We start from the raw sequence: 14,762 nt of genomic DNA, 5'->3' as shown, positions 1-14,762 counted from the left end.
CAACCGCAACTTTTGGACAGAGAGGTGGCGCTCGGCATCCCCTACGACTGACATCAGAAGAGTCGAAACTCCGGGTTTGTGAGCATGCGATATAGCTTCTCTTGAGATAACAGCTGTTTTTCGTTGTATGTTTTATGTTTAATCACAAAATTGTTCTCAACGAGCCACCAAAAGTCTTGGTACAGCCCGAACGTCTTTATCTGCCCCCACGTCGCAGAGACTACTTTTATCCCCGCCGCTTCGATTACATTTCGACGCGTACTCGTGTGGTCGAGACGATACCTGCCCGTATGGAAGTCATAGCTGTCGTATTCGATGTCTCCCTTCACCGACTCGAAGTACAGGTCACCGTACAGTTCATCGGCCGATATGAGCTCCTGAAGTCTTTCCGGGACAAGGATCCGCTGATTAGCAGCCACTTGAGGCATCGTCCTACCGCCGAGCATTGGAGGAAGCGAGCTTGTAAGCGCAAGGAGGGTTTCGATTGGCGAAGCCGTATTTGGAACAACGTATTGAAGAGCACGCCGTGCCCTTTTAATCCCGCGGACTCCGGGCATGAGGTCGAGAAACGCGACGATTTCCTCAGGTGTTGTGATGGGATCTCGCGCTCCGGTATACCCGCTTCCCTCGGCAGAGATAGAAAAGCCGCCGCAGAGATAGCACCCAATGACAGCAAGCTCTTGAATGTCTCTGCACTGAGCCATCAATAGATAGGTAAGTTCGGGAGATGCCACCCTCACCGCACCGGCCAACATCCGGAAGGAACCTCGGGGCAGCATCGGAGAGAGCTGATGCTCCTTCACTCCTGGTGTCCCCCTCCGTCCGCCATTCCCCGATACGAGCAGGTGGAGAGGACGGTCCTCAGAGTAGTCGAACGGCAACGGACCGGAGATGATATCACTCCTGTTGGCCGTCGCATGAGCAAGGGTCGAATCGGACGAACAATCAGGGAGGCACTCGTCCCCACTCTTCGTTAGCCAATATCGCAGCGCAGACTCGTATCCCAAACACAGCCCCATGCCATCCCCTTTCCTCGGTTGTCGGAGAGGGTAGCAGGACGTGCTTGCACGTTCTTTTCAATCCACATACCGCAAGCGGACAGACAGCTGTCACCAAACGAGAAAATTCCAGTTAAACTGAGGTGTTCCTCGCCGACAATGCACTCCAAAACTGTGTGGTTCCAAAGCGAAATCGGACACCCACCCTTACTCCTCTTCAACCACGGGAAGCGGCGCCGGCGTGATGGCCTCGATGTCCTTCTCGCCAGTCCTAATACGAACGGCGTGGTCGATGGGATACCAGAAGACCTTCCCATCGCCCGGCTCCCCCGTGTAGGCGGCGCGGACAATGGCGTCAACGGTCTTCTCGGCCCAGTCCTCGTTTGACACCACAATCTCGAACTTGGCCTTGGGCAGCATGTTCATGGCCACCTTGCTGCCACGCACGCGGTGCGTGTAGCCCAGCTGCGTGCCGCACCCCATGACCTGACTCACCGTAATGCCGCGCACGTCGATGGCACGCAGGGCATCCTTAACGTCCTCCATGCGCTCCTCGCGCACGATTGCCTCAACCTTGATCATCTTGTCCCCTAGTCGTCGAGACCGGTAAAGGAAGGATACGCGCGCTCGCCGTGCTGCGAGAGGTCAAGCCCCTCGCGCTCCTCGCGCTCGCTCACGCGAATGCTACCGCCGCAGAGGGCGCGCACCACGAGGATGCAGACGAGCGTGCCCACAACGGCCAGAACAATGGTTACGGCAATGGCGGCGAGCTGGGCGAGAAACAGCCCGGCATCGCCGTAGATAAGGCCATCCCAGCGCAGATTGGGGTTCACAGCCTTGCTCGCAAAAATACCCGTGGCAATGCCGCCCCACACGCCTCCGATACCATGGCAGCCAAAGGCATCAAGCGCATCGTCGTAGCCAAAGCGCGCCTTCATCTTGGAGCAGGTGAAGTAGCAGATGACGCTTCCCACAAAGCCAATGGGAATGGCCGCACCCAGCGGCACAAACCCGCAGCCTGGCGTGATGGCGACAAGGCCAATGACCAGTCCCGTGCAGGCACCAACGAGCGTGGGCTTGCGGTCGAAGATCACGTCCATGAGCATCCAGCCCAACTCGGCTGCCGCGGCGGAGAGCGCCGTGGTGGCAAAGGCGTGGACAGCAAGACCGGCGGCAGCAAGCGCGGAGCCCGCGTTGAAGCCAAACCACCCAAAGAGCAGAATCGTGGCACCTATCGCCACCAAGGGAATGTTGTGAACGCGGTAGTTGACGTCCGAGAAGCCGCTGCGTCGGCCGAGCACGACGCACAGCACCAGCGCAGAGACGCCCGAGCTAATGTGCACCACGTTGCCGCCGGCAAAGTCGACTGAGCCCAGCGCGGCGAGAAGGCCACCCTGACCCCACACCATGTGGGCTATGGGGTAGTAGACCACGAAGCTCCACACCAGCACAAAGAGGAAGAGTGCCTTGAAGCGCATCCTCCCTGCAACGGCTCCCGTGATAAGAGCCGGGGTGATGATGGCGAACATCATCTGGAAGAGGGCGTAGGCCAAAAACGGGATGGACGAGACATAGGGCCCGGCCTCAGTGGAGCTGACCCCGCTCATGAAGAGGTAGTCCAAGCCTCCAATGACACCTGCGTGGTCGCTTCCAAACGAAAGCGAGAAGCCCACCGTCATCCAGAGCACAATCTCCAGGCCAACAATGAAGAGAGACGCCAGGATGTTGTTCACGACGTTCTTCCGTCGCCCAAGGCCTCCGTAGAAAAATGCAAGGCCAGGCGTCATGAAAAGTACGAATGCCGAGCAGATAAGGACAAAGGCGGTATCCGCGCCACTCATAGCTCCCCCAATTCGAGACCAACGGCGAGAGCGCAGTCACGTGGCGACGACCCGCCCCCGCAAAGGTCGCCACCCAGCAGCATTCGGGAAGACTTTTGCCATCTCGTGTCAGGCGGATTGCTCTGTGCGGGCGGACGAGTTAATAGTGGCTGCGGTTGCTGGGAAGCCAAACGACAATTGCAACGGTTCTTAGATAGAACGCTTGTACTAGTGAGCGCCGCAGTGTAAACTAATACAGAACACTCGTTCTGCTATTGCACTACCCGGGAGGTGCCATGGACAAGCTCACCAAGCTGGGGATTCTCGCCGAGGCCGCGCGCTTTGACGCAGCCTGCACCTCGTCCGGCGTCACGCGCGGGCCGCGCGAGGGCATGGTGGGTGATGCCTGCGCAAGCGGGCTCTGTCATTCCTTCTCGGCAGACGGGCGCTGCATCACGCTGCTTAAGGTGCTCATGTCAAACGCCTGCAGCTATGACTGCGCGTATTGCGTCAACCGTCGCGGAGTCAGCTGTCCTAGGGCAACGTTCGAGCCGCGGGAACTGGCAGAGCTCACGGTGGACTTCTACAAGCGCAACTACATCGAGGGCTTGTTCCTCTCGTCAGCCGTTCTGGGAAACCCGGACAACACCACGGAGCGCATGATCGCCTGCCTGGAGGCGCTGCGCGGAGAGTTTCGCTTTAACGGCTATGTACACGCAAAGGTAATCCCTGGCTCCTCTCCAGAGCTTGTGGACCGCCTGGGACGCCTTGCAGACAGGCTCTCCGTAAACCTAGAGCTTCCCAGCAGGGCGTCTCTCGCCTCGCTCTGCCCGGAGAAGAACGCTCGTTCCGTCATGGCTCCCATGGCCCAGATAGCCACCACGCGCCACACGGAGGAGCAGGCGCTGCTCGACTCCCCCGCCGGCAAGAAGGCACTGGCGAGAAGGCGCAGGGAAAAGGGCAGCCATGTTTCCGAGGGAATGCAAGTCACCTCGGTTGGGGCGCGCTATACGCTTGGACGGCCCACGAGCGCCGTTCCCAACGCGCTACGCAAGTTTGTGCCGGCAGGTCAGTCCACGCAGATCATCGTAGGCGCCACCCCCGAGGACGACAACCACATCCTGCAGCTCTCGAAGTCGCTGTACGACCACTACGGGCTCAAGCGCATCTTCTTCTCGGCATACATGCCCATGGTCGAGGACAGTCGCCTGCCAGACCGCGAGACGCCCGTGCCCTTGCGCCGCGAGCACCGCCTTTACCAGGCAGACTGGCTCATGCGCTACTACGCCTTCACGCCAGACGAGCTGGCAACGCCCAGCCGCCCCCGGCTCGACCTCGACGTGGACCCAAAGCTTGCCTGGGCGCTCGCGCACATGGACGCATTCCCCGTCGAGGTCATGGACGCATCGCTCGAGACGCTGCTGCGCGTTCCTGGCATTGGTCCGGTTGGGGCAAGGCGCATCCTCGCAGCCAGACGCACCAGGCGTTTCTGCATGGATGACCTGCAGGGGCTTGGCGTTGCATTCAAGCGGGCGCGCTACTTCGTGACGTGCGGTGGAAAGCGAGACCTTGCTGCGCCGCTCGATCCGGAACTCATTAGGCAGAAGGTGGTGAGCAATGCCGCAGGGAGCAAGTACAACGCAACCAGACGCCAGGCAGAGGGGCAACTTAGCCTGTTCTAGTACGCGCGAGGCCGCTGCGGCAGGCAGTACCGTCGAGCAAGCGAAGACAGAGGTGTTCTCTGCACTCGCAGGCGGCGAGGCCGTTGCCATGTGCTGCGAGCGCACCACGGAATCCGTGCTTGCGGCCGTGGGCGTAACCTACCTCGCGCACGCCGAGCCGCATCGCGTCCGGCTGGTTGCCACAGATGAGGCTCAGGTACGCCTTGGCGAGATAATCGTGACCCTTGAAGACGAGGATGACGACTCCGTTGTGGCGCTAGCCAAGCGGGTGTTTACGGGCTTCGAAAAGCACTGCGGTACCACCTGCGCACGGCGCGTTGTTCTCGCCTGCGCATCTGACGAGAGTGGCATGCCCGAGATAGTCCATCGCTACCTGCGTTTGGGCTTCTCGGAGGGAAAGCGTCTCTATGAGGACGTTGCGGCACCAGAAGCGCTAGCGTTTGCCAAGCTGGTGCAGCGTGTCTCCTCGGAGTGCGAGCACACGCGCCAGTTTGTGCGCTTTGCTCGCCTCCCCGATGGGACCTTCGTCTCGGTCTTCGAGCCCAACGAGAACACGCTGCCACTGGTTGGCACGCACTTTGCGCGTCGGATGCGGGAGGACCGCTTTGTGGTGGTTGACCCTGGGCACCTGGTTGCCATCTTTCATGAGCCAGGCGATACCACCTGCGCTGTCGTGGGCCTTGATGAGGACACCGCCGCCACGCTCGCCGCACGCGTGGACGAGACGGACGAGAGAGAACGGCTGGTCCAGGCGCTGTGGCAGCGATTCTATCGCGCCATGGAGCTGCCGGGGAGAGGAGCCGCCAGCCGCGGATATGACCTGCGCGCCTCCTGGATGCCCAAGCGATTCTGGCACGGACTGCCGGAGCTGGGCGGTAGGCCGTGAGATGGACGTCGTCCATCAGGCCGCCTCTGGACGAGCGTAGGGTTATGGGCAGACTCTCACATTTTCTTACCGTAGACCTCGTCGTGGGTTCCCGTACGCACGAGCATGAGCTCAGTGTCCGACAGTCGGTACATCAGCACCCATTTGTCCTTAGGCGGGTTAGGTGCGGAATCCACATGTATGGATCGATAGCCCTCGAGAGCGCCGGTTAGCGCATGATCGCGATAGCGATTATCGAGTTCACATGTATCACTCATTAGTAAATCAGAGATAGCGGCTTTGAGAGCCTTCTCGTCCCAATGACGCTTTTTACATGCCTTTACGTCGCGGAGAAAACGTGGGGTAAAGGATGCTGAATACATGACGAATCCTACAGATCAAGCGCCGCGAAGAGGCTCTCGGCAGTCTGGTAAGTAGTGTGCCCGGAATCAGCCGTCAGGACGTCTGCTTCATCCATAGCCTGGCGCGTCTCGGCTGGAATGCCTGCCTCCTCATGCGCCAGGGGACGAATCTCTACCCAAGGCTTGTTGTTCTTGAACACCACCACGGAACGACCGGTGCGATTGACATCGGCTGTAAGACGGCTGAAGTTGGTCTTTGCATCGGACATGCCAACAGTGGGCGTGATTGCCACAGCGGACCCCCATCCCGTTAAACCAAAAAATAGGGCTACTTTCTGGTTTATATATTAAGCCATAGTACCCATGCCGACAAATAATAATCTGAGAACCCCACCAATGCACCAGACCAAACGGTCCAACTTGGGATGAATCTCGAATTGAAATCGGTGCGAGCAAGACACGTTAGGCACGCAGTGGATTATCAGTCAGATCACGCTGTCCCAAGACTGAACTCGCTCGGAGGGGAAACACTGGTCATTTCCCTTTGGATAGGTCGGGCAGATTACGCTGGTTAATAATACGAGGCAAAGTGTCGAGTTTAGCCATCAACAGGAAGTATGTGATAAAAGGGACTGAAGGTTCTTTCCCATCAACCTATTTGGGAGGGACGGAGCCTCTGTTTTTGGACGAGCTGTTCATCCTCCCTCGCCGAATGGATAGTCAAGGACAATTGGTCGGAAAGATTGCAATCAAGATATTCGAGCATCCCACACAGGGGCAAAGCTACATTTTCGACGCCATCGGCAGCTCAATCAGCGACAGGCAGCCATCGCGAAATGCGCATAGCTCCTAGATGATTCGAGAGTCCAGTCCATAGGAATCATCAACACGACAGCTCTCACGAAGCTCAAGAAGTGAGCGGCCTCCGGGGTTTCGCTATTGGGGCAAGAAAACCCCAGCCGCCACGGAAGCCGCTATTTCGATTCTACTCAGTGATTACCCTCGTCCAGTCGGCCGGGACACCGGAGCCTAGTTCCGGCAATCGGGGTTCGGATCCCCGGCGGGAAGCTTTGTGGGTTTACTTTAGGCGAGCCGAAGAAAGCGAGGGTTAGTCGCCCATTCGCAGACCTACGGCTCATTTCGTGAGGATGAGGTCCCCTCCTTTGATGATTGCGACCTTGCTAACCCTCTCGTCCTCGATCACCCACGCGACCTCATGCGAAGCGGCATCCCTCGAGATGTCGCTTCGCATGAGGTCAATCACGAAGTTGGTTTGATTATCACTCGGATTGGCACTACTCCAAAACCGTGGCCATGCGGCCGCTTGATATGACGAGGGGCGCCGTGCGGCGCCCCAGGTTTGCGATGGCTTCCCGCCGAGGGCTCGAACCCCGATCGCACGGACCAGAGCCGTGAGTTTGAACTGGCTGAGCATATCCGACACGAATGAGCCATTTCTTACGAAAGCCCACCGTTGATAGTTACCACATCCTAGACCATCAGGCAGCCTTCGTGGTGATGCCTGTGAAGTACCAGGATGAGGGAGTCTCATAGTCGAGAGACTGATGGATGCGCCGGTCGTTGTAGTACGTGACGAAGCCCGATATCAGCCTCTCGAGCTCTGCGGGAGTTGAGTATTCCGCCGTCCTCAGGCACTCACTCTTGAGCGTGCGAAACCACCTCTCGACCAACACGTTGTCCCTCCAGCGGCCCCTGCCGTCCATGGACTGGGTGATGTGGCAGGACTTGAGGAGGCTGACGTAGTCCTCAGAGCCGAAGACCGACCCCTGGTCAGAGTTCATGATCGAGGGCATCCCGTGCTCCCTGAACGCGTCTTCCGCGCACCTCACGACCTCGTTCGCCCTCATGGTGTCAGAAAGTCTCCAGGAGACGATGTAGCGGCTGTACCAGTCGATGATGGCGGTGAGGTACATATGACGCCCCCCGATCTGGACGTAGGTGATGTCTGTCGACCACACCTGGTTGGGAAACGAGATGACCTTGTCCCTCAAGAGGTAGCCGAACTTCCTGGAATGCCTGGTGGGTTTTGACGGGGACGGAAGCGGGCAGCAGGGCCTGACGTTCATCTCGCTCATAAGGCGCCTCACGTGCCAGCGGCTGACCTCGTAGCCTTCCTGGTTGAGCGCCCTGGCGATCTTCCTTGCCCCGTAGGCCGGGCTCTCGAGGTGCATCCGATCGATCTCGGCCATGAGGCGCTCGTCTTCCTCAGGGGTTGTCTCTTCCGTCTTCTTGGGCTCGTAGTAGGTGGAGCTCCTCGACACCCCCAGAAGCTCCGAGGCGCGCTTCCTCGTGAGCCTGTCAGGACGACTGTCCCTTGCGGCCTGGCACTTCTCCTGGGTCGTAGCCGTACTCGTCACAAAACCGCTGGAGAAAGTCGCGCTCGACGGTGAGCTGGCCTATGGTCCTCAGCAGCTCGTCGTGCTCCCCCTCGGCGGCTTTCTCCTGCTTCTTTCTCTCGAGTTCCTGCCTTGTCTTGCCGAAGACGTCCTCTGCTCCCTCTTCTAAGAGCTGGTCTCCCCACTGTGCCGCGACCGATGGCTGGATGTTGTTTTCCGAGGCCACCTGTGAGAGAGTCTTGTCCCCCTTTATGACCTCGAGGGCCACCCTCATCTTGAACTTGGAAGGGTAGTGTCTTCTCGTCGTCTTGCTCATGTTCAAAGCCCTTTCTGTGCTCATCAGCACATTGTCGGGCTTTCGTAAGCTCAAGAACAAACGTGTCTAGAAACTGGCGGCCACATCAGTTCTCACCGTTTTGAACTAGCGGGAAGTGTGGTGTAGGTGCATGAAAATGGCCGCCTCCGATGGAAGCGGCCATACGCGTGTGTCTGTGTCCGATGCGACTAAAGGACGCCCGGCATGAAGCTCGAGACGTGCCCCCTCACGGTCTCCTCGATCACCCAATCACTGTGCCGTATGGAATGGTGTCGCTCACGAACCTGGCGTCACCGAACTCCTCTTTGAGGGCGTTCTCGTCTATTGAGCGAATCTCGGAGTCCTCCGGTGTGCGCCCAAATCTCACGTAGGCGCTCTCGACCGCCGAGATTGCGCGGTCCACGACAGCGCGTGGGACACCTGACCCGTCGTACATTGCGGGGTCACCGCACTGCGAGTCGATGAGGTAGTGGTTCCCCTCGTAGGGGACCTCGAAAACAATCGTTCCGCTTTAGAGCCTGCGCATCCCCAACGTCTCATCCTTCCAGAAGTTGCCTGATAGCAAACACGAACAGCTTAGGGTCGCGCTCCCTTAGTCCGACTGGGCCGCCGTACAGGCATTGTAGCTTGGATGCCAGACAGATTGGTGCTGCCCAATTTCTGAACCTCAGTTCACCTCGTTGCCTACTGGGCTCTCCTTTCGAGGACGAGCCGGTCCAGAACATGCGCCACACATTCGTCGTCCGAATGTGTGGCGACCTGCACGGGATACAGATTTGGATACGAATGTGTAGCGGCGACCATCGAATGTGTAGCGCCAAACCGCGAACGTGTATCGCCGAACCGCGAATGTGTAGCGAGCCGCTGCCGGCGCAAGCGAGAAGGACGCGCGCCGAGAACGCCGCCAACCCCACGAAAAAGGGAGGCCCCAACCGGGGCCTCCCTGTCACATCAACGATGAGTTCGCGAAACCGTTCTCGCTGTTTCTCGCGCCGTTAGTCCAGGTCGCCGAAGTCCGTCTGGAACGAGGCGTTGCCCGCAGCGGTGGAGCCAGTGGAAGCCGTGGGCACGGCAGGCGCGCTCACGGCAGGACGAGCGGCAGGGGTCGCCGCAGGCGCCGCACCAGAGCCGTTGGGAGCCGTGGAGAGCGGCTGCTGCGGGAACACGGAGTCCGCATCGTCCATGAAGTGCTGCAGGAGCTTCTTGTACTCGCTGCGGAAGTCCTCGCGGGACTGCTTGAGGCGGTCGATCTCGTCCAGCTCGTTCTGCTTCTCGGCCAGCGCCTGGCGAATGACCTCGCGGGCCTTCTGGTCGGCCTCGTTGCGGATGCGCTCTGCGTTGTCGCGCGCGTCGGCAACGAGCTTGTCGGCGCTCTGCTGGGCAACGATGAGCACGCGAGAGATCTGGCTCTCGGACGCGGCAAGGTCGTCCTGCACCGCGGGGGTAGGAGCGACAGTCGTAACCTCCATGCGCTCGGGGGCGGCGTTGAGCTGCTCCTCGAGGCTTGCGACCTGGGCCTGCGAGGCAGAGAGCTGCTGCTCGGCGGTGTTCAGGCGACCCTTGAGGTCCGCGATCTTCTGCAGCATCGCGTCGACCTCGCTTGAGATCTGCTCGAGGAAGGCGTCGACCTCCTCGGGGTCATAGCCGTGCTTCGAGGGAGAGAAGGTCTGCTGCTCGATATCTGCTGGTGTGATTGCCATCATTGTCCCTTTCACTTCGACTCGTCGCCCCGGGCAGCACCCGGCAAGCGGCAATGACGTTACAAAAGTATAGCCAGAAGCAGCCGCTCTATGGCCTCAAGAGCGAATATCGCCACAATGGGCGAAAAGTCTATACCGCCGAACGGCGGAATGATGCGCCGGAAGATGCCCAGCCATGGCTCCACGAGCATGCCGATGGCACCCCGAAAGTCCTCGAGCGCACCGGAGCTGCGGGGAATCCACGACATGATGCACCAGACGATGATCAGGATGTTGTAGATGCGGAAGAGCTGGACTATGAGGTTGGCTATCGTGTAGTTCAAGTGATCCTCGCTGTCAGTCGTCGGTGGTGTCCTTGGCGCCTGCCGCCTCAGAGAGCTCGCGGGTACGACGCAGGGCCGCGTCGACGCCCGAGCAGGCAACCTCAAACATACCCGACTCCATCGCGCGCAAACCCGCGGCAGTCGTGCCGCCGGGAGACGTCACCTTCTCCATATATGCGCGTGGGTGCTCGCCGGAGGCAAGGAGCTGCTCGGCCACGCCGCGCATCGTGGACAGCACGAGCTCGCGGCAGGCTGCGGCGGGAAGCCCGCGCTCCACGCCGGCACGGGTGAGGTCGTCGACGAGAAGCGCCACGTACGCGGGGCCGCAGCCCACCACGGCACCTTCGGCGTCGAGCTGGTCCTCGCGGAGCACGACGGCGCTTCCCAGGGCGGAGAAGATCGCCAGCGCGAGGTCGAGGTCCTCCTCCGTCGCGCGAGACCCCGGGCAGACGGCGGCCGCGCCAGAAAGCACCTGTACCGGCAGGTTGGGCATTGCGCGCACCACGCGGGAGTCCTTGAGCGCACGCTCAAGCGTGCAAACCGAGACGCCAGCCGCAATCGAGATCACAAGGCGACCGGAGAGCCCCTCTGTGTGCTCGGCCAAAACGCCGGGCAGCACCTGAGGCTTCACCGCCAGGACCACGGCATCCGGGTCCTCGGCGAGAAGCGCATCGTTGCTCATAAACGTCTTGATCCCAAGCTCTGCGAGCGGTGCGAGCTTGCCCGCAGAGGGATTGGCGACAAGGACGCGCTCCGGCGACGCGGCACCAGACGCCACGAGCCCGCGTGCGATGGCGGCACCCATGGAACCCGCACCGATGACGCCGATGGTCTTCTCGATCTTCTCAGCCATGGCGCTACGCCTCGAGGTCGCCGTCGGCGACGAGCTTGTCGATGTCGCCCTGCGTGAGCTCTATGCCCGCGGGAAGCACGGCAAAGACGCGGTCGCCGAGCGCCTCGACGGAGCCCGCCACGCCGTAGCTCAGGCCGTAGCAGAAGTCGAGGATGCGCTTGGCGGTCTCAATGTTGGTGCCCTTGAAGATGAGGATGACGGGCTGGTTGGTGCGCACACGCCTCACCACGGACTGGACGTCGTCGTAGGAGACGGGACGCAGCACGTAGGGCGGCAGCTGGCCGGAGGTCACGCGAGAGGAGCCGCGCCCAAGCTCGGTGGTCGCAGACGCGCTGCTCGGCGCCGGCGGCTCGTAGGTCGGCCTGTAGGTGGGCTCGGGCGGCTCCACATAGGAGGGACGCGGACGCACGTCGCGCTGGTCGACATAGCCGGCAGCGGGGTTCTGCGTCACCGGACGGCCGGAGCGCGTGTAGACCGAGACGCTCTCCGCCTCGGGGCGCGAGGTGTTGCCCAGGAGCTTGGTGGCGCTGCCCGTGGGACGACGGTCACCATAGCCGCGCTCGCGGTCACGCTCGCGCTGCTCCTCGTCGCCCTCGTAGTAGTCGTCCTCGTAGTCGTCGTAGTCGTCGTCCCTACGGAAGCGATCCCTGATGTTGTCGAGGAAGCCCATGATTCCCCCATCCATTCCGCGGGGACCTGTGCCCCGCCCCATTGCCAGATTAACCCAGGACGTAGCTGGGGTCGAACACCGTTCTGCCAAGACGCACGATCGTCGAGCCCTCCTCGACCGCGATCGGGAAGTCGTCGCTCATGCCGCACGAGAGGACCGAAAGCGCAAGCCCGCTTCGCGCGGCCAGCTCGTCGCGCAGCTCGCGGAGGCCGGAGAAGGTCCTTCTCGCCGCATCTATGTCGTGCGCCGGCGCCATGGCCATGAGGCCGCGCACGCGCATGGCGGGAAGCGCGAGGATGCCGTCGAGCGCCTCGCGGACCTCGTCAGGCGAGAAGCCAGACTTTGACTCCTCCCCCGAGACGTTGACCTCGAGGAGGACGTCGCTCGTCACGCCGTGGTTTGCGCCGCGCTTCGAGATGGCCTCGGCAAGGTGCACCGAGGACACCGAGTGGACGAGCGTCACGTTGCCCACGACCTCGCGCACCTTGTTGGTCTGCAGGTGGCCGATCATGTCAAAGCGCACGCCCGCCATCTCCGGGTACGCCTCGATGCCCTTGAGCCTGCGGACCAGCTCCTGCGGGCGATTCTCGCCAAAGGCTCGGTAGCCCGCCTTCCAGGCAAGGTCCACCTGGGGCACGTCGACGGTCTTGGAGACGGCGAGAAGCTCCACCTCGGACGGGTCGCGCCCCGCCCGAGACGCGGCGTCGGAGATGCGCTGGAGGATCTCCTCCCTGCGCCCGGCGAGAAACGCCGCGTAGCTCTCTTGCTCTGTCTCGTCCATCAACGACCAGCTCCCCCATCCAACAAGACCCGCCTCGGCAAGAGGCGAGAAAGACGCTACTCTCCATTCATCACGGCCACAGCACCGTGCCGCCCGCACTTCCCGTGCTCTGCCCGGTACGAGAAGAACCTCTCGGTTGCCGAGGCGGTCGAGACGTCGCAGCAGGCGATGGAGCCTGCGGGCACCCCCTCCGCGACGAGCGCCGCCGAGACGGCGGCACCGAGGTCGAGGTTCCTCTCGCCCCAGATGACGCCAGGCCCAAACTCCGCCGAGAAGCGCTCGGCAAGCTCGGGCGAGACCTCGTAGTCCTCGCGCCCAATGTGCGGGCCAACGTACGCAAGAATCTGCGAGACGGGCGAGCCGGTCTCCTCAGCGAGAACGCGCGCCGCCTTGGCGCTGATGCGGGCGATGGTACCCCGCCATCCGGAGTGGACCACGGCAAAGCCTCCGGGCGCCACGAGCACGACCGGCACGCAGTCCGCAAAGCAAAGCAGCACCGGGACGTGATTGGCGGTGCAGACGATTGCGTCGGCGCCGGCGGCGGCGTCCGCCTGGGCGGCGCTGACCTCCTCCGCACTGGAGGCGCGCACCACGACCACGCGGTCGCCGTGCACCTGGTGCGGGTTCACGAGAGCGCCCTCCCAGGCGTCGGCCCCCATCGCGGCAAGCGCGCGACGGCGGTTCTCGGCCACGGAGGAAGGCTCGTCTCCGCAGGCGCCTCCCAGGTTGAGGGAGGCAAAGCAGCCGTGAGACACGCCGCCCGTACGCTCCGTGAACGCAAACGCGACCCCCTGGGGAACGGGCTCGTCCCCCAGGAGGGTCACGCCGTGCGACTGGTACCTTGTGAGCGTGGGCTCGGACATGGCGCTAGATGCGGCTGCGCTTCAGGAAGTCGGGGATGTCGAACTCCTTGTTGTCGCCACCCGCGGCGGGAGCGGCGGGGCGGCTCACGGGAGCCGGCGCGCTGTAGGGACGCTGCTTGGACTTGGGCGCCTGGGCCTGCGGACGCGCCACCGGCATGGTGGGGAGCGTCGGCTGGATGTTGGCGTCGTTGAAGCCGGTCGCGATGACGGTGACGCGGACCTGGTCGCCCAGGGACTCGTCGACGACGGTACCAAAGATGATGTTGGCCTCGGGGTCGACGTTCTTTGCGACGAGGTCGGCGGCGTCGTTGATCTCCTGGATGCCGAGGTCCTTGTTGCCGGCGATGGAGAGCAGCACGCGCGTGGCGCCGTCGGTCGAGGTCTCGAGCAGCGGGCTGGAGATGGCCTCGGCGGCCGCGTCGGTGGCGCGGGAGTCGCCGGAGGCGGTGCCGATGCCCATCATTGCCGTGCCCGCACCCTTCATGATGGTGCAGACGTCGGCGAAGTCGAGGTTGATGAGGCCGGGGACGGTGATGAGGTCCGTGATGCCCTGGGTGCCCTGGCACAGCACGTCATCGGCCATGCGGAAGGCCTCGAGCATGGTTGTCTTCTTCTCGGAGAGGTCGAGCAGGCGGTCGTTGGGGATCACGATGAGCGTGTCGACGTTGTCGGAGAGGTTCTTGATGCCCTCGGCGGCGGAGTTGTAGCGCTTGCGGCCCTCGAAGGAGAAGGGCTTGGTGACGACGCCCACGGTGAGGGCGCCCACGTCGTTCTTGGCGATGTCGGCAACGATGGGCGCCGCGCCGGTACCGGTGCCGCCACCCTCGCCTGCGGTGATGAAGACCATGTCGGAGCCGGCGAGCGCCTGCTTGATCTCGTCGCGGCTCTCCTCGGCGGCCTCCTGGCCGACCTCGGGGTTGGCGCCGGCGCCGAGCCCCTTGGTGATGTCGGTGCCGATGTGGACCTTGATGTCGGCATCGGAGATGGCGAGGGCCTGCGCGTCGGTGTTGATGGCCACGAACTCGACGCCGCGGATGCCCTCCTCGATCATGCGGTTAACGGCGTTGGTGCCGCCGCCGCCCACGCCGACGACCTTGATCACGGCGAGATAGTTGCTGGGGACCTCGGTGTCCTTCATCGTTTCCTCCTCGTTGGCGGCGGCCCTGTGCCAG

At 62.1% G+C, this 14,762-nt stretch carries 17 protein-coding genes; 2 read left to right on the top strand and 15 right to left on the bottom strand.

Annotation, left to right across the window (positions count from 1 at the left end):
* Positions 1–53 precede the first annotated feature (53 nt).
* The 3 genes from BT122_RS07580 to BT122_RS07570 form a co-directional block, all read right to left on the bottom strand.
* Positions 54–803, bottom strand: a complete 750-nt coding sequence (locus BT122_RS07580) for a hypothetical protein (protein ID WP_143190014.1) — start codon at positions 801–803, stop codon at positions 54–56.
* 402 nt (positions 804–1,205) lie between these two features.
* Positions 1,206–1,580, bottom strand: coding sequence for a P-II family nitrogen regulator (locus tag BT122_RS07575; protein WP_059055691.1), 375 nt, complete (start codon positions 1,578–1,580; stop codon positions 1,206–1,208).
* Between the two features lie 8 nt (positions 1,581–1,588).
* Positions 1,589–2,839: an ammonium transporter gene (locus tag BT122_RS07570; RefSeq protein ID WP_072355363.1), complete on the bottom strand. Its 1,251-nt coding sequence runs from the start codon at positions 2,837–2,839 to the stop codon at positions 1,589–1,591.
* A gap of 275 nt (positions 2,840–3,114) precedes the next feature.
* Between BT122_RS07570 and BT122_RS07565 the strand changes: the two genes are divergently transcribed.
* Positions 3,115–4,500 (top strand): putative DNA modification/repair radical SAM protein, encoded by a 1,386-nt coding sequence (locus BT122_RS07565; RefSeq protein WP_072355362.1) that lies wholly within the window; start codon positions 3,115–3,117, stop codon positions 4,498–4,500.
* Between the two features lie 52 nt (positions 4,501–4,552).
* The gene (locus tag BT122_RS07560; RefSeq protein WP_177242214.1) at positions 4,553–5,386 is read left to right on the top strand and encodes a TIGR03915 family putative DNA repair protein; all 834 of its coding nucleotides are present in this window, start codon (positions 4,553–4,555) and stop codon (positions 5,384–5,386) included.
* Between the two features lie 56 nt (positions 5,387–5,442).
* On the opposite strand, the gene BT122_RS11275 is transcribed toward BT122_RS07560, so the two are convergent.
* The 12 genes from BT122_RS11275 to ftsZ all read right to left on the bottom strand — a co-directional run bounded on the left by BT122_RS11275 (position 5,443) and on the right by ftsZ (position 14,728).
* Positions 5,443–5,748, bottom strand: a complete 306-nt coding sequence (locus BT122_RS11275) for a type II toxin-antitoxin system RelE/ParE family toxin (RefSeq protein WP_072355361.1) — start codon at positions 5,746–5,748, stop codon at positions 5,443–5,445.
* A gap of 8 nt (positions 5,749–5,756) precedes the next feature.
* The gene (locus tag BT122_RS10740; protein WP_072355360.1) at positions 5,757–6,020 is read right to left on the bottom strand and encodes a type II toxin-antitoxin system Phd/YefM family antitoxin; all 264 of its coding nucleotides are present in this window, start codon (positions 6,018–6,020) and stop codon (positions 5,757–5,759) included.
* A 1,206-nt stretch (positions 6,021–7,226) separates the two neighbouring features.
* A complete protein-coding gene (locus BT122_RS07535; RefSeq protein WP_072355357.1) occupies positions 7,227–8,105 on the bottom strand; it encodes an IS3 family transposase in 879 nt (292 codons plus the stop codon).
* Complete coding sequence (locus BT122_RS07530; protein WP_072355356.1) at positions 8,047–8,400, bottom strand: transposase; 354 nt, start codon at positions 8,398–8,400, stop codon at positions 8,047–8,049. The genes BT122_RS07535 and BT122_RS07530 overlap by 59 nt, the downstream gene beginning before the upstream one ends.
* Before the next feature lie 241 nt (positions 8,401–8,641).
* Positions 8,642–8,836: a hypothetical protein gene (locus tag BT122_RS11000; RefSeq protein ID WP_072355355.1), complete on the bottom strand. Its 195-nt coding sequence runs from the start codon at positions 8,834–8,836 to the stop codon at positions 8,642–8,644.
* 559 nt (positions 8,837–9,395) lie between these two features.
* The gene (locus tag BT122_RS07520; protein ID WP_059055702.1) at positions 9,396–10,100 is read right to left on the bottom strand and encodes a DivIVA domain-containing protein; all 705 of its coding nucleotides are present in this window, start codon (positions 10,098–10,100) and stop codon (positions 9,396–9,398) included.
* A 59-nt stretch (positions 10,101–10,159) separates the two neighbouring features.
* Complete coding sequence (locus tag BT122_RS07515; protein WP_072355354.1) at positions 10,160–10,423, bottom strand: YggT family protein; 264 nt, start codon at positions 10,421–10,423, stop codon at positions 10,160–10,162.
* A gap of 13 nt (positions 10,424–10,436) precedes the next feature.
* On the bottom strand, positions 10,437–11,276 hold the full coding sequence (gene proC / locus BT122_RS07510; RefSeq protein ID WP_072355353.1) for a pyrroline-5-carboxylate reductase: 840 nt from the start codon (positions 11,274–11,276) through the stop codon (positions 10,437–10,439).
* A 4-nt stretch (positions 11,277–11,280) separates the two neighbouring features.
* The gene (locus BT122_RS07505; protein WP_072355352.1) at positions 11,281–11,946 is read right to left on the bottom strand and encodes a cell division protein SepF; all 666 of its coding nucleotides are present in this window, start codon (positions 11,944–11,946) and stop codon (positions 11,281–11,283) included.
* Between the two features lie 49 nt (positions 11,947–11,995).
* Positions 11,996–12,727 (bottom strand): YggS family pyridoxal phosphate-dependent enzyme, encoded by a 732-nt coding sequence (locus BT122_RS07500; RefSeq protein ID WP_072355351.1) that lies wholly within the window; start codon positions 12,725–12,727, stop codon positions 11,996–11,998.
* Positions 12,728–12,783: 56 nt separating this feature from the next.
* Positions 12,784–13,590 (bottom strand): purine nucleoside phosphorylase YfiH/LACC1 family protein, encoded by an 807-nt coding sequence (locus BT122_RS07495; RefSeq protein ID WP_072355350.1) that lies wholly within the window; start codon positions 13,588–13,590, stop codon positions 12,784–12,786.
* A gap of 4 nt (positions 13,591–13,594) precedes the next feature.
* Complete coding sequence (gene ftsZ / locus BT122_RS07490) at positions 13,595–14,728, bottom strand: cell division protein FtsZ (protein WP_072355349.1); 1,134 nt, start codon at positions 14,726–14,728, stop codon at positions 13,595–13,597.
* Positions 14,729–14,762 lie beyond the last annotated feature (34 nt).

It is taken from the genome of Olsenella sp. kh2p3 (genome assembly GCA_900119625.1).
Taxonomy (GTDB): Bacteria; Actinomycetota; Coriobacteriia; order Coriobacteriales; family Atopobiaceae; genus Tractidigestivibacter.
The sequence above is the reverse complement of the archived record's forward strand: the minus strand, read 5'-3'. Positions and strand labels throughout refer to the sequence as shown.

Coding starts and splice junctions, on each gene's coding strand:
- BT122_RS07575 (WP_059055691.1), bottom strand. CDS start 1,580: ATGATCAAGGTTGAGGCAATCGTGCGCGAGGAGCGCATGGAGGACGTT.
- BT122_RS07570 (WP_072355363.1), bottom strand. CDS start 2,839: ATGAGTGGCGCGGATACCGCCTTTGTCCTTATCTGCTCGGCATTCGTA.
- BT122_RS07565 (WP_072355362.1), top strand. CDS start 3,115: ATGGACAAGCTCACCAAGCTGGGGATTCTCGCCGAGGCCGCGCGCTTT.
- BT122_RS11275 (WP_072355361.1), bottom strand. CDS start 5,748: ATGTATTCAGCATCCTTTACCCCACGTTTTCTCCGCGACGTAAAGGCA.
- BT122_RS07530 (WP_072355356.1), bottom strand. CDS start 8,400: ATGAGCAAGACGACGAGAAGACACTACCCTTCCAAGTTCAAGATGAGG.
- BT122_RS11000 (WP_072355355.1), bottom strand. CDS start 8,836: ATGTACGACGGGTCAGGTGTCCCACGCGCTGTCGTGGACCGCGCAATC.
- BT122_RS07520 (WP_059055702.1), bottom strand. CDS start 10,100: ATGGCAATCACACCAGCAGATATCGAGCAGCAGACCTTCTCTCCCTCG.
- proC (WP_072355353.1), bottom strand. CDS start 11,276: ATGGCTGAGAAGATCGAGAAGACCATCGGCGTCATCGGTGCGGGTTCC.
- BT122_RS07505 (WP_072355352.1), bottom strand. CDS start 11,946: ATGGGCTTCCTCGACAACATCAGGGATCGCTTCCGTAGGGACGACGAC.
- BT122_RS07500 (WP_072355351.1), bottom strand. CDS start 12,727: ATGGACGAGACAGAGCAAGAGAGCTACGCGGCGTTTCTCGCCGGGCGC.
- BT122_RS07495 (WP_072355350.1), bottom strand. CDS start 13,590: ATGTCCGAGCCCACGCTCACAAGGTACCAGTCGCACGGCGTGACCCTC.
- ftsZ (WP_072355349.1), bottom strand. CDS start 14,728: ATGAAGGACACCGAGGTCCCCAGCAACTATCTCGCCGTGATCAAGGTC.